The organism is Pyrodictium brockii, assembly GCF_055379715.1.
Map to the genome: position 1 here is coordinate 661,403 of NZ_AP042401.1, position 19,973 is coordinate 681,375.

At 67.0% G+C, this 19,973-nt stretch carries 25 protein-coding genes and 1 pseudogene; 18 read left to right on the forward strand and 8 right to left on the reverse strand.

Features of this window, described 5'->3' with window-relative positions:
- Positions 1–16: 16 nt before the first annotated feature.
- Positions 17–1,609, reverse strand: coding sequence for a type II/IV secretion system ATPase subunit (locus tag ACZ42Y_RS03650; RefSeq protein WP_464735710.1), 1,593 nt, complete (start codon positions 1,607–1,609; stop codon positions 17–19).
- A gap of 324 nt (positions 1,610–1,933) precedes the next feature.
- A complete protein-coding gene (locus ACZ42Y_RS03655; protein ID WP_464735711.1) occupies positions 1,934–2,392 on the reverse strand; it encodes an archaellin/type IV pilin N-terminal domain-containing protein in 459 nt (152 codons plus the stop codon).
- A 274-nt stretch (positions 2,393–2,666) separates the two neighbouring features.
- Between ACZ42Y_RS03655 and ACZ42Y_RS03660 the strand changes: the two genes are divergently transcribed.
- The 4 genes from ACZ42Y_RS03660 (at position 2,667) to ACZ42Y_RS03675 (ending at position 4,235) form a co-directional block, all read left to right on the forward strand.
- Positions 2,667–2,954 carry a hypothetical protein gene (locus ACZ42Y_RS03660; RefSeq protein ID WP_058371213.1) on the forward strand — a complete coding sequence of 96 codons (288 nt, stop codon included), beginning with the start codon at positions 2,667–2,669 and terminating at the stop codon, positions 2,952–2,954.
- A 58-nt stretch (positions 2,955–3,012) separates the two neighbouring features.
- Positions 3,013–3,642 (forward strand): hypothetical protein, encoded by a 630-nt coding sequence (locus ACZ42Y_RS03665; RefSeq protein WP_464735712.1) that lies wholly within the window; start codon positions 3,013–3,015, stop codon positions 3,640–3,642.
- 143 nt (positions 3,643–3,785) lie between these two features.
- Positions 3,786–4,013: a hypothetical protein gene (locus ACZ42Y_RS03670; protein ID WP_464735713.1), complete on the forward strand. Its 228-nt coding sequence runs from the start codon at positions 3,786–3,788 to the stop codon at positions 4,011–4,013.
- A 51-nt stretch (positions 4,014–4,064) separates the two neighbouring features.
- Positions 4,065–4,235 carry a hypothetical protein gene (locus tag ACZ42Y_RS03675; protein ID WP_464735714.1) on the forward strand — a complete coding sequence of 57 codons (171 nt, stop codon included), beginning with the start codon at positions 4,065–4,067 and terminating at the stop codon, positions 4,233–4,235.
- Here the strand turns inward: ACZ42Y_RS03675 and purB are convergent.
- The 4 genes from purB to ACZ42Y_RS03695 form a co-directional block, all read right to left on the reverse strand.
- Entirely contained in the window at positions 4,232–5,611 is a 1,380-nt protein-coding gene (gene purB / locus ACZ42Y_RS03680; protein ID WP_464735715.1) for an adenylosuccinate lyase, read from the reverse strand. The genes ACZ42Y_RS03675 and purB overlap by 4 nt on opposite strands.
- 54 nt (positions 5,612–5,665) lie before the next feature.
- Positions 5,666–7,099: an NAD(P)/FAD-dependent oxidoreductase gene (locus tag ACZ42Y_RS03685; protein ID WP_464735716.1), complete on the reverse strand. Its 1,434-nt coding sequence runs from the start codon at positions 7,097–7,099 to the stop codon at positions 5,666–5,668.
- The gene (locus ACZ42Y_RS03690) at positions 7,099–8,118 is read right to left on the reverse strand and encodes an adenylosuccinate synthetase (protein ID WP_464735717.1); all 1,020 of its coding nucleotides are present in this window, start codon (positions 8,116–8,118) and stop codon (positions 7,099–7,101) included. The genes ACZ42Y_RS03685 and ACZ42Y_RS03690 overlap by 1 nt, the downstream gene beginning before the upstream one ends.
- A 120-nt stretch (positions 8,119–8,238) precedes the next feature.
- The gene (locus tag ACZ42Y_RS03695) at positions 8,239–8,469 is read right to left on the reverse strand and encodes a hypothetical protein (protein WP_464735718.1); all 231 of its coding nucleotides are present in this window, start codon (positions 8,467–8,469) and stop codon (positions 8,239–8,241) included.
- 291 nt (positions 8,470–8,760) lie between these two features.
- On the opposite strand from ACZ42Y_RS03695, the gene ACZ42Y_RS03700 reads away from it, so the two are divergent.
- From ACZ42Y_RS03700 to ACZ42Y_RS03710, 3 genes are read left to right on the forward strand one after another with little or no spacing between them, the layout of a single operon-like run.
- On the forward strand, positions 8,761–9,441 hold the full coding sequence (locus tag ACZ42Y_RS03700; protein WP_464735719.1) for a hypothetical protein: 681 nt from the start codon (positions 8,761–8,763) through the stop codon (positions 9,439–9,441).
- A 60-nt stretch (positions 9,442–9,501) separates the two neighbouring features.
- Positions 9,502–10,209, forward strand: coding sequence for a B3/B4 domain-containing protein (locus tag ACZ42Y_RS03705; protein ID WP_464735720.1), 708 nt, complete (start codon positions 9,502–9,504; stop codon positions 10,207–10,209).
- A gap of 12 nt (positions 10,210–10,221) precedes the next feature.
- Positions 10,222–10,515 (forward strand): hypothetical protein, encoded by a 294-nt coding sequence (locus ACZ42Y_RS03710; RefSeq protein WP_058371204.1) that lies wholly within the window; start codon positions 10,222–10,224, stop codon positions 10,513–10,515.
- Here ACZ42Y_RS03710 and ACZ42Y_RS03715 read toward each other — a convergent pair.
- Positions 10,487–10,822, reverse strand: coding sequence for a cupin domain-containing protein (locus ACZ42Y_RS03715; RefSeq protein ID WP_464735721.1), 336 nt, complete (start codon positions 10,820–10,822; stop codon positions 10,487–10,489). The two genes, ACZ42Y_RS03710 and ACZ42Y_RS03715, sit on opposite strands and share 29 nt — an antisense overlap.
- 78 nt (positions 10,823–10,900) lie before the next feature.
- On the opposite strand from ACZ42Y_RS03715, the gene ACZ42Y_RS03720 reads away from it, so the two are divergent.
- The 8 genes from ACZ42Y_RS03720 (at position 10,901) to ACZ42Y_RS03755 (ending at position 18,046) form a co-directional block, all read left to right on the forward strand.
- On the forward strand, positions 10,901–11,560 hold the full coding sequence (locus ACZ42Y_RS03720; protein ID WP_464735722.1) for a LysO family transporter: 660 nt from the start codon (positions 10,901–10,903) through the stop codon (positions 11,558–11,560).
- Positions 11,561–11,609: 49 nt separating this feature from the next.
- Positions 11,610–11,783: a hypothetical protein gene (locus ACZ42Y_RS03725; RefSeq protein ID WP_464735723.1), complete on the forward strand. Its 174-nt coding sequence runs from the start codon at positions 11,610–11,612 to the stop codon at positions 11,781–11,783.
- 61 nt (positions 11,784–11,844) lie between these two features.
- Positions 11,845–12,459, forward strand: coding sequence for a BMP family lipoprotein (locus ACZ42Y_RS03730; RefSeq protein WP_464735724.1), 615 nt, complete (start codon positions 11,845–11,847; stop codon positions 12,457–12,459).
- 3 nt (positions 12,460–12,462) lie between these two features.
- Positions 12,463–12,933: a hypothetical protein gene (locus ACZ42Y_RS03735; RefSeq protein ID WP_464735725.1), complete on the forward strand. Its 471-nt coding sequence runs from the start codon at positions 12,463–12,465 to the stop codon at positions 12,931–12,933.
- Between the two features lie 97 nt (positions 12,934–13,030).
- The gene (locus ACZ42Y_RS03740) at positions 13,031–13,678 is read left to right on the forward strand and encodes a hypothetical protein (RefSeq protein ID WP_464735726.1); all 648 of its coding nucleotides are present in this window, start codon (positions 13,031–13,033) and stop codon (positions 13,676–13,678) included.
- A 150-nt stretch (positions 13,679–13,828) separates the two neighbouring features.
- Positions 13,829–15,256 carry a B12-binding domain-containing radical SAM protein gene (locus ACZ42Y_RS03745; RefSeq protein ID WP_058371196.1) on the forward strand — a complete coding sequence of 476 codons (1,428 nt, stop codon included), beginning with the start codon at positions 13,829–13,831 and terminating at the stop codon, positions 15,254–15,256.
- The gene (locus ACZ42Y_RS03750) at positions 15,253–16,794 is read left to right on the forward strand and encodes a radical SAM protein (RefSeq protein ID WP_464735727.1); all 1,542 of its coding nucleotides are present in this window, start codon (positions 15,253–15,255) and stop codon (positions 16,792–16,794) included. The genes ACZ42Y_RS03745 and ACZ42Y_RS03750 overlap by 4 nt, the downstream gene beginning before the upstream one ends.
- Before the next feature lie 226 nt (positions 16,795–17,020).
- Positions 17,021–18,046 (forward strand): arsenic resistance protein, encoded by a 1,026-nt coding sequence (locus ACZ42Y_RS03755; RefSeq protein WP_464735728.1) that lies wholly within the window; start codon positions 17,021–17,023, stop codon positions 18,044–18,046.
- 61 nt (positions 18,047–18,107) lie between these two features.
- Here the strand turns inward: ACZ42Y_RS03755 and ACZ42Y_RS03760 are convergent, their stop codons facing one another.
- On the reverse strand, positions 18,108–18,308 hold the full coding sequence (locus tag ACZ42Y_RS03760) for a hypothetical protein (protein WP_464735801.1): 201 nt from the start codon (positions 18,306–18,308) through the stop codon (positions 18,108–18,110).
- On the opposite strand from ACZ42Y_RS03760, the gene ACZ42Y_RS03765 reads away from it, so the two are divergent.
- The 3 genes and pseudogenes from ACZ42Y_RS03765 (at position 18,225) to ACZ42Y_RS03775 (ending at position 19,560) form a co-directional block, all read left to right on the forward strand.
- On the forward strand, positions 18,225–18,467 hold the full coding sequence (locus ACZ42Y_RS03765) for an ATP-binding cassette domain-containing protein (protein ID WP_464735781.1): 243 nt from the start codon (positions 18,225–18,227) through the stop codon (positions 18,465–18,467). The two genes, ACZ42Y_RS03760 and ACZ42Y_RS03765, sit on opposite strands and share 84 nt — an antisense overlap.
- Positions 18,361–18,633: pseudogene (locus ACZ42Y_RS03770) on the forward strand (ATP-binding cassette domain-containing protein); the annotation flags it as partial. The gene ACZ42Y_RS03765 and the pseudogene ACZ42Y_RS03770, both read left to right, overlap by 107 nt.
- A gap of 279 nt (positions 18,634–18,912) precedes the next feature.
- Positions 18,913–19,560, forward strand: a complete 648-nt coding sequence (locus ACZ42Y_RS03775) for an L-threonylcarbamoyladenylate synthase (RefSeq protein WP_201783097.1) — start codon at positions 18,913–18,915, stop codon at positions 19,558–19,560.
- The last annotated feature ends 413 nt before the right edge of the window (positions 19,561–19,973 follow it).

Here is a 19,973-nt window from a genome sequence, read left to right on the forward strand (position 1 = left end):
GGGGCTCAATGGGTGCTCACCGTGGGGGCTTGAACTCGTAGGGCTCTACCTCGGCCAGTGCCTCCTGGTACGTCTTCTCAGGGTCGCGCATATACTTTCTAACCGTCTCGTGCAGCTCTAGCGTGTCCATGCCCCGCTTGGCGGCCCAGCGGAGCACTGTGGCCCTCATCTGTAGGTCCCTCCAGACGTCCTCCGGCCTGACCACTAGAAGCTCGGCTATGGATTTTACGAAGCTGCTCTCCCTCGCCATAAGCCTCCAGTCGTCCTCGCTGCTCATCCACTGGAAGAGCCTTGCGAGCTCTATCTCGTCGCGGTTGGGGTCGTAGGATCCCGTCTCGTCCACGCGGGTGATCCTTCGGATCACCTGCCCGCCCCTCTCTATGCGGAGGATGTTCACGTAGAGCTTGGCGGCCGCTATTATGCTCTTAGGCACGTTCATTGGCGGCGAGGCGAGCCTCCTGATAAGCACGTCCGCCGACTCGGCGTGCACCGTGGTCAGCCCCCCGTGCCCCGTCGCCAGCGCCTGGAAGAAGGCGTAGGCCTCGCGGCTGCGTATCTCGCCCACTATTATCACGTCGGGCCTCATCCTGAGCGCGCTCTCCACCTGGGCCTGCAGGGTCACGTTCTGGACGCCCGGGGCGTCGGAGAGCCTCGTGTGCATGGCGGCCCAGTTGTCGTGGAACGGTATGTAGATCTCCGGCGTGTCCTCGATAGTGACGATCTTGTACTCGGGGGGCAGGAGCATGGCCAGCGCGTTCAGCAGCGTAGTCTTGCCGGACCCCGTGGGCCCGTAGATAACCACGCCCTGCTTATACTGGATTGCCGCCCAGAGGGCAGCCGCGACACCCTCGTCGAGGGTGCGCCGCTGCAGCAGCTCCACGATGGTGAAGGGCTCGGCCCGGAACTTTCTAATGGTGAAGCTGTGGCCCCTCCGCGACACTATATCGAGCACTATGTGCACGCGGTAGCCCTCGGGCCGTAGCACGCCCTCAACCACGGGCCGGGCCAGGCTGGGCTCCTGGCCAGCCCGCAGGGCAAGCTTCATCACGACCCGCTCGAGCTCCCCCCTGTCGTTGAACGTGAGGCTCGTGGTGAGCCACTCGAACTCGGTGTGGTAGACGAACACGGGGCTGTAGAGGCCGTTACACGATATATCCTCTATATGGGGGTCGCGGATGAGCGGGTCGAGCCTCCCATACCCCACGAGGTCCCGCGCGATATAGTACGCCACGCCCATGGCCTCCTTCTCCGGGTCCACGCCGGCCTTCCTAAGCCTCCTCCCCCACCGCTGGAGCAGGGGCTTAGCCAGGGCGTAGGCCTCCCGCAGCCCCTCACCCAGGTCCTCGAGCTCCGAGAACCGGCGCAGCAGCCGCAGGTCCCCCATGATCCTCCTCAACAGCTCCCCTTGCGCCCTCCTCCCGGCATCGGTGAGCTGCGGCTCCTCCACATGGTAGAAGCGCCTCCCATCCACATCCTCGACAACCTTCACAGCGACCCGGGGCTCCTCGAGCAGCGTGTACTCGCGCAGGACCCGCTGCCCCTCCCCCCGCCCAGAGCCCTCCCCCTTCGCGCCCTCCCCGGGCTCCCCGCCCTCGGCACTGCTCTCCATGGCTAGGCCCCCATGGGCTCCTCGTGGCTGCCACCAGCTCTAAGCTATAGAGTGTTCAGCCAGGCCACTCGCTTAGAATGCTCTTCCCCCAGGCCGTGTAGATCATGCATGGATGCCTGGAGCGTGGATCGTGCGGCTGCCTGGCTGGAAGGGAGGGCTCCCTGGGAGCTGCACACTATAGGGGCTAGAGCTAGAACGGGTAGAGCACTGTAGAACGTGGAGCGCGTTGTAGTGGAGGCGAGGCCGGGGCTCCCCGGGAGAAAGAGGGGCTCGTTGTGGAGGGGCTTAGGCTGCCCCCGGGGGCTCCGCTGCCTAGCCCTGCCTTTAGCCTCTCAGCGTCAGGATGTATGTGGCCTCGACACCGTCCTGGGTTACCACCTTTATCTGCACCACTCTGCCAAGCTCGTTGGCGGGCACATTGTTTATGGTAACGGTCTCCACCTTGCCGGGCGCTATGGTGACGTTAAGGGTTGTGTTGGAGCCTGCCACGGTGCCGTTCTCGTTAATCACATAGGCGCTGCTTATTCTTGCAGCTATCTGGCCGACGTTGCGCACATACGCCATGAAGTTATAGTAAGTGCCGCTGCTGGCTGTGTTCTTGGTGTATTCTACTGCGTCTATCTTGATCTGCTCCTGCAGCTGGTTGGCGTTCTGGGGCACGTTCTGTACGGTGCCGCTTACCCATAGGTATAGGAGGGCTGCCGTGACCACTGATATGAGTATTAGCAGTGCCGTCGCTACTACCGGGGATACTCCTCTTAGGCGCGGCTTCTCGGGCCTCATTGCAGCCTCACTTCCAACTCTGCATAGAGGATGGCGGTCGTTTATTAGGATTTTGTCAAACTAGTCTGTCCAAACTGGACTGGTCTATCATGTGCGGCAATCCCCTACAGCATTCGGGGGCGTGCTAGCGCTCAGGGGCACGGTGTTACTGGTTTGTCCCGGCATATAGTATTCCAGCCATACTGAACTGAATAATAATATGTTTGTGGTTATCAACTGTGGCTGTGGGAGCAGTTAATTATGGCCCCGCGCCCCCGCTGCGGCGGGGCTCCTCGTGGACGCGTACCCGGCTCTGAGCCCCTCGGTAGGGCTTGCTTGGAGGCTTCAGCGGCTCCTGGATGCTGAGGGCTTCTACGTGTCCAGGCATGCCTCAAGCATGCTGGTCATGAGCGGGGGCAGGATCGTGGCGACGGTGCACGTGCACGGCGATACCTGCAGCATCCACCTCTATAGGCCGTGGCTGGGGGAGAACCGGGAGGCCGCTGAGAGGCTTAAGATCCTGGCGCGCAGGGTTTGCGGCAGGGTGGTCGAGGAGGAGGTGCCCTGGGAGAGCCCGCTGTAGCCCCGGCCGGCGGGCTCCCGGCGCGCCTCCATGGCCTTGGTGTGGGAGTGTCCCCGGGTTGAGCGGGGAGAAGGGTGGAGCGGCTGGCGGGCCGGCGGGTCCTGGCCCGCTGGGCCGGCTCGCGGGTAGGACCGGCCTCTGGGGCCTAGTGCTCATAGTGCTCGGGCTCTGGCTCGCCGAGGCCCTGCACTACGCCGTGGTGGCCGGCAGCCTTCACGGCCTCTCGGGGCTGGGGCTCCTGGCCTACTACGCGAGGGTTGCCGTGTTCGCCTCCGTCCTCGCTGCCACCCGGTGGCTCCTCTACATGGGTGCTGTGTGGCTCTTCGCCTGGCTTCTCGGGCTCCGGGGCCTCGACGGGAGGAGGGCGCTGGTGGCCGCGGCCTACACCGCGCCTGCCCACGCCCTCGTGGCCCTCGCCGCTACCCCCGCCTGGCTCCTCTCCGGGGGAGGGGGGCGCGCGGGGGTGCTGGTGGTTGTGGCTAGCTACTACTCCTCCATGGCGGCTGCCGCCGCCGCCCTGGCCTGGGCGGTGAGGAGGATCACCGGCGGGGGCTGGGGCCGCGCCGCGGCCGCCGCCGCGCTCTCGGCGCTCCTGGTGGGGCTGCCGCCGGCCGCCATGCTGACGCCGGGCTTCAACGTCTATAGCGTCGTGCTCTACGTGCTGCAGCGGGGCCAGCCCGCCGGCTAGCGGCCCCCGGGGTTTGGGGTGGCCCCGGCCCCTATAGCCCCCCGGGTCGTCCGGCGGGCCTGGAGGGGCCTTGCTCTGGTTCGTGCTTACCATGGGCGGCTGCAACCTGCGCTGCAGGTACTGCGGGGTTCCCGGCGGAGGTTGTGCCGCCGCTCCCACGGTACCGTGTCGGGGAGCTTGTGGAGACCATTGAGAGGCTCGATAGGAGCCCGGTGGTGCTCTTCTACGGGGGCGAGCCGCTGCCCAACCCCAGGATGATAATGGAGGTTGTGGACCTGCTACCGGGGCCCGGCTCGGGATCCAGGCCAATGGCCTGCTCTACCGCAGGCTGCCGGACAGGTGCTGGGCCGGGTTCGGCAGGGTGCTGCTGAGCATAGACGGGGTGGAGCGGGCGGCGGGTCACGGACCGGTGGAGGGGCCGGATGGAGAGCGGGTACTGGCCCAGGGGTCTGCTGGAGGAGCTGGACCGGGTGAACAGGAGGAGCATAGACGTGGTGCTCTCCACGGTGGTGCCGGCGGTTGGGAGGGGCCTCATGAGCCCCGGCGACGTCTTCTACGACCCGCTGGAGGAGTCCACCGAGGTCGTCCCCTAGCCCTCCTCGAGGGGCGGGCAGGGGGCCCGGAGCACCCGCTCCGCGTAGCCCAGCGCCTGCTCCACCAGCCACCCCGCCGAGCCCGTGTAGCGCAGGGGGTCGAGGATCTCCCGGAGCCTCTCCGGGGGCACTCGGCCGGCCAGCGCGGGGTGGCTCGCCGCTAGCTCGTGGAGGGGCCTGCCGGTGGAGGCCGCCTCCTCCGAGAGCTTCTTCGCGAGCCTGTAGGCCTCCGGCCTGCTCATGCCGAGCTCCCTTATGAGCAGGCCCATGAGGGCCTCGGCCATTACCGCTCCGTGGCTCAGCTCAAGGTTCCTCCTCATCCTCTCTGGGCTGTAGCGGAGCCTGCCGAGCAGGGCCAGCGTGTCCTCCAGCATCTGGTCGAGGGTGAGCAGGAGGTGGGGGATGGCCACCCTCTCGGAGCTGCTGTTGCTCAGGTCGCGCTCGTGCCAGAGGACGATGTTCTCGAGGAAGGCTGTGGAGAGGCTCCTGGCTATCCTGGCCAGCCCGCTTATCCTCTCAGCCGTGACCGGGTTAGCCTTGTGGGGCATGGCGCTGCTCCCCAGGGTGCCTGCACGGTCCTCCCAAACCTCCATTATCTCTGGCCTTGCCAGCTCCCGGACCTCGGTGGCGAGGCGGTCCAGCTGGCTCGCGAGGATAGCGAGCGCGGCTGCGACCTCCGCGAAGCCGTCGCGGGGCGCCACCTGGGTGGTTATGACGTGGGGCTCGAGCCCGAGCCTCCTCGCCGCGGCCTCCCGCACCCTGGGCCCCGCCTCGCCCCACGCGGCCATGGTGCCCACAGCGCCGCCTATCTTAGCCCTCACCGCCCTGGAGGCGGCGGCGCATATCCTCTCCCGGCTGCGGGCGAGCTCGTAGACGTAGTTGGCTAGCTTGAACCCCAGGGTTATGGGGAGCGCGTGCTGCCCGTGCGTCCTCCCTATCATCACCACGTCCCTGGTCTCCCTGGCGAGCTGGGAGAGCCTCTGAACCAGCCTGGAGAGTTTGCCGAGGAGCAGCCTTAGGGCGTCGCGGAGGACCAGCGCCCAGGCCGTGTCCACTATATCGTTGCTCGTCGCGCCGTAGTGGATCCAGCGGGCCGCCTCGCCCCCCGCCTTCTCTGCCAGCGCCTCAACGAGCGCTATCACCTCGTGCCCGGTCTCCCGCTCCCTCTCGTAGACCTCCTCCGGGTGCACCCTGGAGGCGGCCTCCCGGAGCCTCTCCGCGGCCTCCCTCGGGGCCAGCCCCGCCTCGGCCAGCGCCTCGAGGAGGGCCACCTCGACCCGGATCATCCTCTCGATAAAGCCGCGGCGCGATACTATGGCTCTCATCTCCGGGCTGCCGTACCGCCACTCGAACGCGCAGACACTGTCAGCGCTCATGGCCGGGCGCCCTCCGCGAGCCCCTGGAGCCGCGGGCCCCCTGCAGCCCGCCTCCTAGTCGCTCTCCTCCACGGGCAGCCTGGCCTCCGCCCCCAGCCTCTCGGCGGCGCCGCGCGCCGCCAGGTAGCCCGTAGCGGCCGCCACGTTGATCCCGCGGCTCAGCCCCGCCCCGTCACCCGCGGCGTACACGCCGGGGAGGCTGGTCTCCATGGTCGGCGTGCTCACCTTGACCTTGAGCGAGTAGTACTTGACCTCGGGGGCGTAGAGCAGGGTGTGCTTGCTCCAGACGCCCGGCGCCAGGTCGTCCAGCCTCTCCAGGCCCTCCAGTATGTCTGTGAGCACGCGGTACGGGAGCGCCATCCCTATATCGCCCGGCGTAGCGTCCTTCAGCGTGGGCTCCACGACGCTGCGCTCTATCCTCTCCGGGGTGCTCCTGCGGCCCGCCAGCAGGTCGCCCAGCCTCTGGACCAGGGGCTCGCCTCCCCCCAGCTTCGTGGCCATCCTTGCTATGCTCCTGCCGTACTCCAGCGCGTCCTCCATAGGGTCGGTAAGCTTTATGGTCACCAGGAAGGCGAAGTTGGTGTTCATGCTGCGTCTCGCGGCGAAGGTCTCGCCGTTCACACCTACGAGGCCGTCCCCGTAGACCTCCTTCACGACGAAGCCGCCGGGGTTTGTGCAGAACGTCCTCACGCGGTCGTCGTAGGTCCTGGTGTGGAATATAACCTTGGGGTCCCAGACCACGCTTGTGAGGGGCTCCATAACCGTGTAGGGCACCTCCACCCTGACCCCGACGTCGAGGGGGCCGGGCTCGGTGTCGAGGCCCAGCCTCTTCGCCTCCTCGGCCAGCCAGTGGGCCCCGCTCCTGCCGGGCGCCAGGATTACCGTCTCAGCCTCCAGCTCGCCCCGGCTGGTGCGGAGCGTGTAGCCTCCGCCGGGCCGGGGGTCCACGTGCTCGACCCTGGTCCTGGTGTGGAGCCTCACGCCCTTCTTCTCCAGGTAGACAGTCATAGCCTCTATAACCTTAACGGTGTTGTCCGTGCCCATGTGCCGCTGCCTTATCGGGATGAACTTGGCCCCTGCCTTCACAGCCTTCCTCTCCAGCTCCCTCACCCTGGCGGGGTCGGGCTCGAATAGCCTGTCCCTGGGCGCGCCGAAGTAGAGGAACACCCTGTCAACCAGCTCTATGAGCTGCTGCGCCTGCTCCCAGCTGCCCAGGAGCCGGTGCAGCTCCCCGCCCACGTCGGGCCTCAGGTTTATTATCCCGCTGCTGAGCGCGCCCGCCCCGCCCACGCCCTGCATTATGGCGCAGGGCCTGCAGTTGGGGCACACCCCTATCTCGCGGAGCGGGCACCTCCGCTGCGAGGCGCGCAGCCCCTCCTCGATGAGTGCTACGCGGAGCCTGCCCCTCTCGGCCTCGCCGGCAAGGGCCAGGGCTGCGAACAGCCCCGCGGGGCCGGCCCCGACTATCGCCACGTCGTAGCGGGGCATTAGGCCTCCACCCCCTTCTCCCTGGAGAGGTCTATGGTGCACTCCACGTCCTCGCCCGTACCTATGACCGTGACGGGGACCCCGAGCTTGTCCTCCACCTCCTCTATCCAGGCCCTGGCCTCCCGGGGGAGGTCCTCCCAGCGCCTCCTGCACCTGGCGCCGGGGAAGACCCGGTCCACCTTGGTGAGGGCCAGGTCTGTGGCCGTGTTGGCCCGGACGGCGCGCCGGGCCAGCTCGGGGTTGAAGGGGGCCACCCTCCTCGGCCTACCGGTCACGGTGCCGTACTCGGCCCAGCCCAGCTCCAGGGCCTTATCCTGCGGCAGCTCGCCGGGCAGGGGGCCGCCCCCCACCCTGGTGACGTAGGCCTTGAGCACGACCGTTACCCGCTCCACGCTCCTGGGGCCCAGGCCCAGCTCGCTCAGCGCAGCCGCGGCGGTGGTGTCGCGGCTGGTCACGTAGGGGTAGGTGCCGTGGTAGAGGCTGAGCCAGTAGCCCTGCGAGGCCTCCACCAGGACCAGCTCGCCCCTGTCGAGCGCGTCGAGCAGCTCCGCCTGGGTGTCGGCCAGGTAGCCCCTCAGCTCGGGGTAGTCTCGGGCGAGCCGGAGCCGGCGGAGCACCCTGTCAACCATCGCGGCCCCCACGCCGGTGCCCGTGGAGCCTATGGTCTTCATCAGGTGGGGGTCGCTCCTCTCCCTCTCCACGTGATCCCGGGTTATGACCCCGGTGTTGTAGTCGAGCCATATCCTGCCCTGCAGCCCCAGGGCCTCGGCCTCGGCGAGGAAGACCTCCAGGTCCACGAGCGCGCCCCTGGCTATGTAGAGCCGAGCCCCGGGGTGGAGGAAGCCGCTCGGCGTGGCCCGCAGCTTCCAGACCCTGCCCTGGTACACCACCGTGTGGCCCGCGTTGGTCGCGCCGGTGCGGGCGCAGGCCCAGGGCCGGCGGGCGAGGGCTAGGTGGGCAGCTACCCTGCCCTTCCCCTCGTCTCCGAAGAAGCCGCCTACAACTACGTGTACCGGCACCGGGCTCCCAAACGCGCCGACGCCCGCCAGCAGGCTGAATATAACTGTTTCCGCTATCTGTAGCTCTCAGCCCACTTTACAACACCTCTTGTAAAAACGCCTCAGCCTCCTCCGGAGTCTTCACATGCTCTTCCCCAGCCGGATGGTGAAAGCCAGGGCCACCAGGTAGAGCAGGGTAACCGCGGCAGCCATAGCCCAGACCACAGCCTCCATGCCCCTGGGCAGCAGCCTCCCCGCGTCGAAGACGCCGCGGAGCGAGCCCAGGTAGAGGAGCGTGACCAGCACGAAGCCGGCTATCAAGCCCCTCCTGCCGGTGAAGAGCGCAGCGACGCGCTTCGCCGCACACGTCATAGCCGTGCAGACACCCCCGGGGAAAGCCAGGGCTCCCAGGCCTCCGGGATACGCTTGTCCACAGCCCCTACCCGCCGGATGCATACACCGCTTGAGAGCCCGGAGCCTCGGCATGTCGTAGTAGACTCGTTCACCGTGATAAGCTCGGAAAAGCATTTAGTCTATTAGCCAGCTATACGAGGTTCTCGGAATGCACTTTCGAGCTAGATATGTTATCTACTTAGTAGCGTAGCCCTACGCATCGCCCTGGTCGAGCCTCCGACGAATACCGTGACTGGAGAGGTGTGCGTTTTGAGCTCCAGGAGCGGCTCTGGGGAGAAGGGGGCGGGCATGGGGCCGGGCGCGGGCTCGGCCTCGGAGCTACTCGAGGCGGCGGTGAAGAACCCGGAGGCCGCGGCGTACTGGCTCATGGTGTATATGACCTACTTCCGCAACGTGGTTGCCGCTGCTGCAGCCCACCTCTACCGGAGCGTGGGGCTCCGGGCCGGCATGATGCAGCTAGGCAACATGGTTGAGGAGGCTATATACAAGAGCTTCCACGTGCAGGAAGCAGCGGCCAGGGCCCGCGGCGCGAGGCTGGAGACCCTGGACGACCTGTTTGAGCAGAACCGGGTCTGCCACCACGATGCAGCGGCCAAGCTCTCACCGCTGGGCATAGAGGTATTCGATATGGGGAGGGATGAGCAGGGCCGCTACTACATGGAGACGGGCGAGTGCAGCCTGTTCAAGCTCGTCGACGAGGTACCAATAGTAAGGGTGTTCCCCGTAGCCCTTGTCTCGGGGCTGATAAGGGGCCTCGGCTACAGGAGCAGGTGGCTCACAAGCCCCGGGGAGAAGAGGAGGCTCTGCCAGAGCATAGCCGGGGGCCACGCGGAGAGGTATGACTACGTGGTCTACCTCGACGAGTCGGTGAAGCCTCCGGCCTGCAGGATACTCGTGGAGAAGCTCGACTGCGGCAAGGAGCTGGGCTAGCCCCCCGGGCCCCCCTTTTAAGCCCCCTCCTCACGCCGGCGGCCCCGGGTGGCCGCGGGCATGGATGACTGCGCCGGGCTCTGCAGCAGCCTCGACAGCCTGGTCGAGGTGGATGGGGAGGCCCAGGAGCTCGGGGCCCGGGCGGCCTACAGCCTCTCCTGGGGCAGGCCCGCCGGGGAGCTGAGCCCCGGGCCCCTCCGGGCTGAGGAGGAGAAGCTGCTCCGCGAGCTGGCCGGGCGCTACAGCCTCGAGGCGCTCCGCGGGGAGCCGCTGGTGAGGGCTTACAGGGACTTCTACTGGAGGATAGGCATAGACCCCACCAAGACCCGGCCCAGCAGCGAGGCCCTGGTGCGCCGCGCCCTCCGGGGCCGCTGGCCCAGGGTCAACCCGGTGGTCGACGCCGGCAACATAGCCTCGGCCAGGCTCATGGTGCCGATAGGCCTCTACGACGCGGAGCGCTTCCAGCCGCCGGCGAGGATAACCCTCTCGAGGGGAGGCGAGCTGTTCAACCCCATAGGCGGGGAGCCGGAGAGGCTGGAGAAAGGGGTCCCCGTAATGGTGGACTCCCGGGGCGTGGTGATGCACCTCTACCCGCACCGGGACAGCAGGGAGACGATGATCAGGCCCGAGACCCGGTGCGTGCTGGTCCTCGCGGCCGGGGTGCCGGGGGTCCCCGCGGAGCGGCTGGGGGAGGCTGTCAGGGAGGTGCAGAGGCTCCTGGGGCTCCTCGGCTGGCAGGCCTGCGGCAGGGTGGCGCACGCGCCCTAAAGGGTGGCCCTCTTGCTGCTCCTCCCCCTGGCTCTCGCGGCCGGGGCGCTGCTGGGCCTGGCCCTCGAGAGGCTGGGCATCTACAGCCGCGTGTCGCGGCACGTAGGGCGGCTCATCGAGGCCCTGGTGTACCTGCTCGTCTTCCTCGTGGGCCTGGAGGCGGGCTCGGCGCTCCGCGGGGGCTCCCGCAGCCCAGTCCTCGTGGTGCTCGAGGCCCTCGCCTACGCCGCCGCCTCCAGCCTGGCGAGCCTCGCCTCCGCTGTAGCCCTGGCGCGCCTCACCCGCAGCCGGCGCCGAGCCTCCTAGCCAGCTCCAGCCGGTCGGGGGTTGCGGGCGCGTTAACGTCCACCACGAGGCTGTCCTCGAGCGCCTCGGCCCAGTGCGGGACGCCCGGCGGTATCACCCTGTAGCTGCCGGGGCCCAGCTCCTCGGCCCCCCGGCCCTCGACTCCCAGGAGGAGCCTCCCCCGTATCACGAAGGTGGCCTGCACCCCCTCGTGGCTGTGCCTCGGCACCCTCGCACCCTTCTTCACGAGGGTCTCAACGACAACCATGTCCCTGCTGCAGTAGACCAGCCTGGAGCACACGCCCTCAAGGAGCTCCCTGCACTCCAAGGCCCCGGAGCCCTCCTACAGCGCCCGGAGCCTCCCGGGGTGATAAGGGTGGGCCCCTGGGGCACCCCTTTAGAGGGGGTGCCGGCCCGCCAGCGCCTCCATGCCCCGGAGGGCGCTGCCGGGGTGGCTGAGAGGCCGCCGCTGCCGCAGCCGGCCGCGACGCTGCTGGTCCTCCTGGCCGGCGTCGCCGCGGGCTATGCTGGGCTCCGGGCCCCGGAGGGGCTGGTGGAGCCGCTCCTCGCCGCGCTCATACTGGCGGCGGGGGTTGCCGTGGGCGGGCAGCTTCCCGCCCAGGAGGCGAGGCTGGCCCAGGCGGCCTCCCGGGGGCTGCTGCTGGCGGCCTCGACCATGGCCGCCAGCGCCTCCGCCTCCGCGGCGCTAGCCGCCTTCACGGGGACCATGCCTCCGGGGGCCGCTGCGGCCCTCGGAGCCGCCGCCGGCTGGTACAGCCTCGCGGGCCCCGCCCTGGCGGCGGTGGACCCTGTCTACGGGCTGGTGGCCTTCCTGGCCAACCTGGCTAGGGAGGCGATGCACCTGGCCTTCTACCCGGCGCTGGCCCGGCGGGGGCTGAGGGTCGAGGGGATAGCGGTCGGGGGAGCGACTACCATGGACACCGGGCTCCCCGTGGTGGCGCTCCACGGCGGGCCCTACGAGGCCGCCGTGGCGCTGGTTCACGGCGTGGTCATAACCCTCGTGGCGCCCGCCGTGGTCCCCCTCCTAGCGGCCGCCGGGAGGTAGCCCCGGAGACCTATTGAGGGCCCTCCTTGCCCTCGCGGTGGGGCAGTGTATGAGCGGCAGGACGCTTGCCGCCGCCCTGGCCGTAGTGGTCATAGTGGCTGCTGCAGCCGCCGCGCTCATGGCGATGAGGAGCGGCACCCACGGCGGGGCCGCGTCCCCCACAACGACGGCGGCTCCCCTGCCCAGCCACCAGCGCCGGCAAGACGGCTACCGCCCAGCTTAAGCGCAACAAGATCTGCGCCGTCTACGATATCCGCCTCCGCGGCGACCTAAGCTTCAACGACATGGCCTACCTGGGCGCGAGCAGGGCCGCCGGGGACTTCGGCCTCCAGCTGATAGAGGTGCAGAGCACGAGTGAGAGCGACTACCTGCCCAACCTCCACACCCTCGCCAGGCGCGGCTACTGCGCGGTGATAGTGGCTGTAGGCTTCCTCATGGCCGACGCCGTGAAGAAGGTGGCGGACGAGTACCCGGACCAGCTCTTCGCCATAATAGACGGCTACGTGCCCGACAAGCTCAACGCGCTGAGCGCGCTCTTCAAGGAGCATGAGGGCAGCGCGCTCGCCGGCGCCTTGGCGGGCATGGTGGCCCACTACTACGGCTGCAAGGCGGTGGGCGTAGTGCTGGGCATGGAGATACCCGTGCTCTACAAGTTCGAGGCGGGCTACTACTGGGGCATCCGCTACGGCGAGAAGCTCTACGAGAAGCACACAGGAAAGAGGGTGGAGCCCCTCACGATGCTCTACACCTACACCGGCGCCTTCAACGACCCTGCCAGGGGCAAGACGGCCACCGAGGCCCAGCTGGCCCAGGGAGCCTGCATAGTATACAACGTGGCGGGCGCGACGGGCCTGGGCATATTCGAGGCGGTTGAGGAGGCTGCCAAGAAGCAGGGCTAGACCATGGGCCCGGCCTTCGCCGTAGGCGTCGACGCCGACCAGGACTGGATAAAGCCGGGCTTCATCCTAGCCAGCGTGATGAAGCGGGTCGACGTCGGCGTCTACAAGGCGGCCGGGAAGGCCCTCAAGTACTACCGCGGCGAGATCGAGAAGTACGGCGGCGTCATGGAGCTCGGCCTAGCCGATGGCGGTGTAGCGCTGAGCAGGCTAGAGGACCTCGAGACCCTCCTAGACCTAGCAGTGAAGGCTGGCAGCATAAAGCCTGAGCAGAAGCAGGAGATATACGAGAAGGTCGAGAAGATGAGGGAGCAGATACCGGGCTGGATCTGGGAGGAGGTCTACAAGCTAGCCGACACGCTCAAGAAGAACAAGGACCCGGAGGCCATGGGCGTGAAGTTCAGCGACATAGAGAAGGCGATACCCCTCGACTCCAAGGAGATACGGGAGATACGCGAGAAGCTCAAGGCGGGCTAACCCTATCCCCTCAGCCACCCGGGGGGCTGGAGACCGGCAACGAGGCGCTTATCTCCAGCCCCAGGGCCCCTCCCCGGGGATAGGGGTTGCCCGCTCTGTGAAGCTGCAGCCATTCCTCGTCGAGGCGGTGGCGTGGTCGCTCGATAGGCTGCTGGGGAAGTGTGTTGAGCTGGGGCTGCGCTGCACCGACCCCCCGGCGGTGATAACCCCTCTGCTGAGGTGCCTCGGCTACAACGAGTACCGGGTCCGCCGGTTCTGGGCCCTCCTGGAGGAGGCGGGGAGCCCCCTGGACATAGAGCTCTACCGCTACCCCCCGCTGAGCTTCAGCCTCACGCTCATCCACCGGAAGGGCGCGGTGGCTCACCTGCGTGACGGCTGCGTGCCCCTGGACGAGCTGGACTGCAAGACGCTGGGGGACGAGTGTATAAGGACGCCCCACTCACACATGCTCTACATCTACGTGGGCGGGGGCCTGGGCCAGGCCCAGGTGAGGGTGAACGCTGTGAGGCTCCTCCACCTCCTCCACCGGAGGAGCCCCGAGGCCGCGGAGAGGCTCCTCGACGCGGTGGTCGAGGCTGCCTGGGGCCGCGCGGGCCCCGAGAGGCTCTACGAGAGCGTCCTCGAGGCCCTCCGCGCGGGGAGTGACGTGCTGCACCTGGTCCTCCCCCTTGTCCCCTCCACGCTGGAGGAGCTGGCGCGGGTCTCGCCCGCCCTCCGTAGGCTGGCCCCTCTCCCCGGGCGCTAGGAGGGGCCCCGGGGGGTGCAGCGTAACCCGCACCATTCCCATACATTGTACATTCGTTAATCTGCGGGAGAACATGAGCCCCCTCGGTAACCGATCTACGGGCACCCGTATCAGTACGCGATAGGGTATTACCTACCGACGGGTGGATTATTGAAGGTCCTCCTCACGGTACCCCCCGACGTGCACCGGCTGGAGATCTACCGCGTGGCCGGGATGAAGGCGCCGCCGCTCGGCCTCGCCTACATAGCGGCGGTGCTGGAGCGCGCCGGCCACAAGGTCAAGATAATTGACACACCCACCCTCGAGATGGACACCAAGACCTGGCTCCACGAGGTCAAGTCCTGGAGCCCCGACGTGGTAGGCATCTCGATGCTCACCCCAACCGCGCCCAAGGGCTACATGGCGGCCAGGCTGGTGAAGCAGGAGCTGGGAGACGACGTGGTAGTGCTGGCTGGAGGCCCCCACCCCACGTTCATGTACGAGGAGGCCCTCAGCAACGGCGTCGACATAGTGGTGAGGGGTGAGGGAGAGTACACCACCCTGGAAGTGGTGAACGCGCTGGAGAAGTACGGGTTCAGCAGGGAGGTGCTCAGCGACATAAAAGGGATAGCGTTCAGGGACGAGGACGGCAAGGTCAAGGTTACACCACCCAGGCCGTTCATAAAGAACCTCGACGAGCTCCCCTGGCCGGCACGCCACCTCCTCCCCATGGAGAAGTACACGCTCTTCGGCAAGCCGATCCAGATAGCCCATGTCATGGCCAGCAGGGGGTGCCCCTACGGCTGCATGTACTGTATAACCAGCTACTTCTGGGGCCGCCGGATAAGGTTCCGCAGCCACGAGGATGTCGCTAACGAGATAGAGTTTCTGGTGGACAGGTACAAGGCCAAGCACATAGCATTCGCGGACGACGACCTGGCTATAAACAGGAGGTTCATCTACGGGCTCATAGACGAGCTGAAGAAGCGGGGGCTCGACATAACCTTCTCCTGCGGCTCCAGGGTAAGCCACATGGACAAGAAGACTCTGAAGCTCCTCTACGACAACGGGTGCACAGCCCTCTACTTCGGCGTCGAGTCGGCTAGCCAGGAGACGCTGGACAGGATAGGGAAGAAGGTGAGGCTCGAGCAGGCTGTGAGGGTGTTCCAGTGGGTGAAGGAGCTTAAGGGCTTCGCCCTAGGCTCCTTCATACTAGGCTTCCCCTGGGAGACTATAGAGGACATGAAGAGGACGGTGGAGTTCGCTATAAAGCTCGACCCCAACTACGCGCAGTTCACAGTGCTCACCCCCTACCCCGGCACCCCCCTCTACTACTACGCGAAGAAGCACAACCTGATAGAGGACTGGAACTGGGAGCACTACACCACGATAAGGCCGGTTATGAGGGGCTTCCACTTCACCCGCGAGGACCTCGGCAGGATGATCAAGTACGCCTACCGCCGTTTCTACCTCAGGCCCGCCTTCATAGGCAGGGAGCTGAGGGCGGGCAGGCTCCGGGACCTCGCCGGGATTCTCTTCAAGGAGGTTTTCTCCTGGATAAAGGATACCATTGTACACTACATGAGGTGGGGTAGATGAGCAGCGAGATGGTGGACACCCTGGTGGAGGGGCAGGGCGGCGGGAAAGAGCGGGGCGGGATGGGGGCCCTCCTGGCGGGCCTCCGCCTGCTCTTCAACAACCCCGCCACCAGGGCGCTGCTCCGCGCCGCCTGCCGGGACGCCAAGTGCGTCTACGACGGCAGGGAGGTGGAGGCGCCGGCGATATACCATGCCCTCTCGATGTTCGCGGGCGAGAGCGTCACCTCCTGTCCGGTGACAGCCAGGTTCATAGGAGTGGTGATAAAGCACATGCTGAAGCTCGGCGTCAGGCTGCTCCACGGCAACGAGGAGGAGGCCCGGGAGGCCCTCCGCGACCCGGCGGTGCGCCGCGGAGTAGCCCTGGTCATGAAGGGCCTGGGGCTCTACGGTGTCACCGTGCCCCAGAAGATGCCGGCGCCCTTCCTCGTAGTCTGGAACTTCACTAACATGTGCAACCTCCGCTGCCTCCACTGCTACCAGAGGGCGGACAGGCCGCTCCCCAACGAGCTGACCCTTGAGGAGAAGCTGAGGGTCGTGGATCAGCTCGACCGGGCCGGGGTGGCGGCGGTGGCGCTGAGCGGCGGCGAGCCGACAATACACCCTCATTTCTACACGGTGCTCCACGAGATAGCCTCCCGGGGCATGTACGCCGCAGTAGCCACTAACGGCTGGACCTTCGCGGATATAGAGAAGCTGGAGAAGGCTAGGAAGCTGGGCCTCCGCTACGTGGAGGTGTCGGTGGACAGCGCCAAGCCCGAGAGGCATGACAGGTTCCGCGGCGTGCCCGGCGCCTGGCAGAGGGCTGTGAAGGCGCTCGAGAACGCCGTCAAGCTCGGCATAAACCACGGCATGGCGGTCACGGTCACCAAGATAAATATTGACGAGGTAGAGGATATACTAGACCTAGCTGAGTCCATAGGAGTGAAGAGGGTGGTGTTCTTCAACTTCGTGCCGACGGGCCGCGGCAAGGAGAACATGTGGCTAGACCTTGACCCCGTGGAGAGGGAGGAGTTCCTACGCACAATATTCAAGGAGATGCAGCGGAGGAAGATAGAGATAGTGAGCACCGCCCCCCAGTACGGCAGGGTCGCCCTGCAGCTCAGCGGCGGCAGTAAGGTGGCTCCGACCCACTTCTACGTGGGCAACGACCCAGTGGTAAAGGCTGTAGCGGAGTTCGTGGGAGGCTGCGGCGCCGGGAGGATATACGCAGCGATAGAGCCCGAGGGCACGGTGACCCCCTGCGTCTTCCTGCCAATACCCGTGGGCAACCTGAGGGAGAAGACCTTCTGGGACATATGGAGCAACGCGCCCCTCTTCAAGCTTCTGAGGGACCGGTCGAAGCTCAAGAGCTTCTGCGGCAAGTGCCCCTACAGGAACATCTGCGGAGGCTGCAGGGCAAGGGCCTACGCCTACTTCGGCGACCCGACGGCGCCGGACCCCGGCTGCATATACAACAAGAGGGACTGGGACAGGCTAGTCGAGGAGTTCAAGAAGGTGCACAACATCAAGGTCCGGGTGGGCGGTAAGGTGGTGGGCTAGCCGCCGCCCCGTTTTTCTCTCCGCCTTCCTCCCCGCGCCGTGCGCCCCCTCTCCTCCTTCTATTGGCCCCTGGTCTCGCCCGCGTCACGCGCTGCATCCAGCCGTGGCGGTGGCATTCCTAGACGCGTGTTAACATGGTATTTTGGTTATTGCACGCTGCAGCCAACAATATGTTTTTATACAGCATCTCTTCAATATCAGTGATAGGGGTCAGTGATAGGGGTAGGTGGTTCATACGCCTGCCAGGGTTAAGCGTATAGCGAAGAACCTCTCGGAGAACATGCTGCAGTACACGATAATAGCCATTATACTCGGGCTCGTGACAGGCTATTACTTCAACCTCAGGCCGCTCTCGGTGCTGATAACGCCTGTGGTCCTCCTAATGATCTACCCAATGATGGTTAACCTTTCGCTGGCCAGCCTGCTGAGGATACGGGAGACACTGAAGCCCGTTCTCGAGGCGCTTGTGCTGAACTTCGCGGTAGCGCCGGCTCTGATATACACGCTGGTAGAGGCGTTTCACGCTTCGACCTACATGAAGATAGCGTTGATGCTGCTGTCCGTGGCCCCGAGCTGCAGCATGGGGCTCGGCTACGTGGGGCTCGCGGGAGGCGACATGCTGACGGCCACTACAATAGTTGCCTCGGCCTTCCTGCTATCCCTCGCGGCGCTCCCGGCTGTGGGCTGCTACGTGGCTGCCGGCTCCTCGCTCGGGGTGCCGCCGGGCCTCATACTCAAGAGCCTCGCGGTGGTGCTGGTGGCGCCGCTAGTCCTCGGCGTGGCCGCCAGGGAGTTCATCGAGAGACGCTATGGACTGGAGAAGTACGGGGAGCTGAAGCCATACTTCTCAACGGTGACCCTGGTGAACCTGTACCTGCTGATATACCTTATATTCGCCGTTAAGGCTAGGCTGGTGGTCAGCCACTACCACGACCTAGTGGTGCTCGCCCCGCTGATGCTGGTCTACTACGCTGCCGCTATCTCTCTGCTCCTGGCTGTCAACCTCAAGCTGCTGGGGCTGAGCTACGAGCAGCACCAGGCGGTTGTGTTCACTACTGCGGGCAAGAACGTGGCCCTCACGATAGCTGTGCTGGCCACAGCCTTCGGCAAGGCGGGTAGGTTTATGGCCGTGTACCCGGCTATGGTGGCTCTCATCCAGCCGATCGTGCTGATACTCTACCTCCGGTACAGCGGCCGCGTCAAGGCCTGGTTCGCCGCGAGGACCGCGGCCGCGCAGCGGGTGCCAGCTTAGCCCCCGGGCCTGGCCTATGTTTTTCATCCCCTTGCGGCCTCGGGCCTAACCCCCTCGGGGCCTAGGGGGATTGCAGCCCGGTGGCAGCCCCATCGTCGAGATGAGGGGTATAGTGAAGATCTATCCTGACGGCACCGCCGCGCTCCGTGGCGTCGACCTCCGGCTCGAGCCGGGGGAGATACACGGGCTCCTCGGGGAGAACGGCGCTGGGAAGACCACGCTTATGAAGATCCTTGCCGGCCTCCTCCGCCCCCCCCCCCACCCGGGGCGAGATAATCCTCCGGGGTGGGCGGGTCCGGCTCCGGAGTGCAGCCGACGCCCTCCGCCATGGTATTGGGATGGTTCACCAGCACCTCTCCCTGGTCCCCGTGTTCACGGCCTACGAGAACATCGTGCCAGGGCTCGGGGGCAGGGAGCTTAGGACTGCCCGCCGGCGGATCGAGGAGCTTATGCGGGAGACGGGGCTCCACGTGCCGCTCGACGAGCCGGTGGAGAGCCTGTCCTTCGGGGCCCGGCAGAGGGTTGAGATACTCCGGATGCTCCTCCGCGAGGTCGACGTGCTGATACTTGATAGGGCCAACCACTAACCTCACTCCGCTGGAGACCCGGGAGCTCTTCCAGGCCCTCAGGAGGCTGAGGGGCCGCGGGAAGTGGGCGGCGCCGCGCTCTTCGGCTTCTTCGACACCCTCCGCGAGTGGGTCAAGGTCCTCCCGGCTGTGAAGGCCGTGGTGCCCCGACACGCTGATCAACACGATGCCCTACCTGGTGACCCTGGCGGCGGTGGCGGGTGTGCCGCGCCGCGTGAGGCCTCCAAGCCATATTAGGAGTGCCCTACCGCCGCGAGTAGGGGGGGAAGGGAGGCCCCCTTGGCGCCGCCCAGGATACTCTACGCCTGGGGCATCCAGGAGGCCCGCCGCGCCGCGCTGGAGGCCTCCTGGCTGGTCAGGGCCGGGGGCTTGGTCGTCTACCCCACCGACACTGTCTACGGGCTCGGCGCCGACCCGCTGAACCCCTGGGCTGTGCTCCGCGTGTACCAGGCCAAGGAGAGGCCGCTGGACAGGCCCCTACCGGTCCTCGTCTCCGGCCCGGAGGAGGCGGAGAAGCTGGTAGCCGTCACCCCCGAGGCGCGGAGGCTCATGGAGAGGCTCTGGCCCGGCCCCCTGACCCTCGTGCTGGAGGCTAGGCCCGGCGTGCCCCGGGTGCTCCACGCCGACACCGGGAGGCTCGGGGTGAGGATGCCCAACCACCCGGCTGCGCTAGCGCTCATAGAGGCCTCCGGCGGCGCCCTGGTCGGGACCAGTGCCAACCTCCACCGGGGCCCCAGCCCGAGGACGGCGCGGGAGGCGCTGGAGCAGCTGGGCTCGAGGGTCGACGCGGTCATCGACGCCGGCCCTGCGCCCGGCGGCACCCCATCCACGGTCCTGGATCTCACCACTAGGCCCCCCAGGCTGGTCCGGAGGGGGCCGGTGGCGAGGGAGGAGATCGAGAGGATCCTCGGAGGCCCGGTTGAGTAGAATGAGTAGAATGTGGAGGAGGGGCCTCGGCGGCGCCCAAACCGCTCACCGCCCCCCGGAGGGCTCGCTCCCCGCAAGGTGGACGGCTCCCCACCGGCCCCCGGGGGCTGGCAGCCCGGGGCCCAGGGGCCTTGTGGCCGCCGCCCCCTGCCGGAGGGGCTGCAGGATGCCCCGGGCTCTGGTCCTCGTGGCTGCGGCTGCACCGTCCCGGGAGGAGCCTGCAGCGCCGGGGGCTATGCAGGGCCGCGAGGAGCAGCCCGGGGATGCGGGGAGCTGGACGCCGCCCTGTGGACCCCGCCCTCATCCAGCTTCCGGGGCGCCGCCCCGGCGTCCGGGCGGGTGGGCCGCCCGCCGTGCCTGGAGCCCAGCGAGCCCTGAGGCTTAAACCCGTCCCGCCCGGCCCTCCTCTAGCC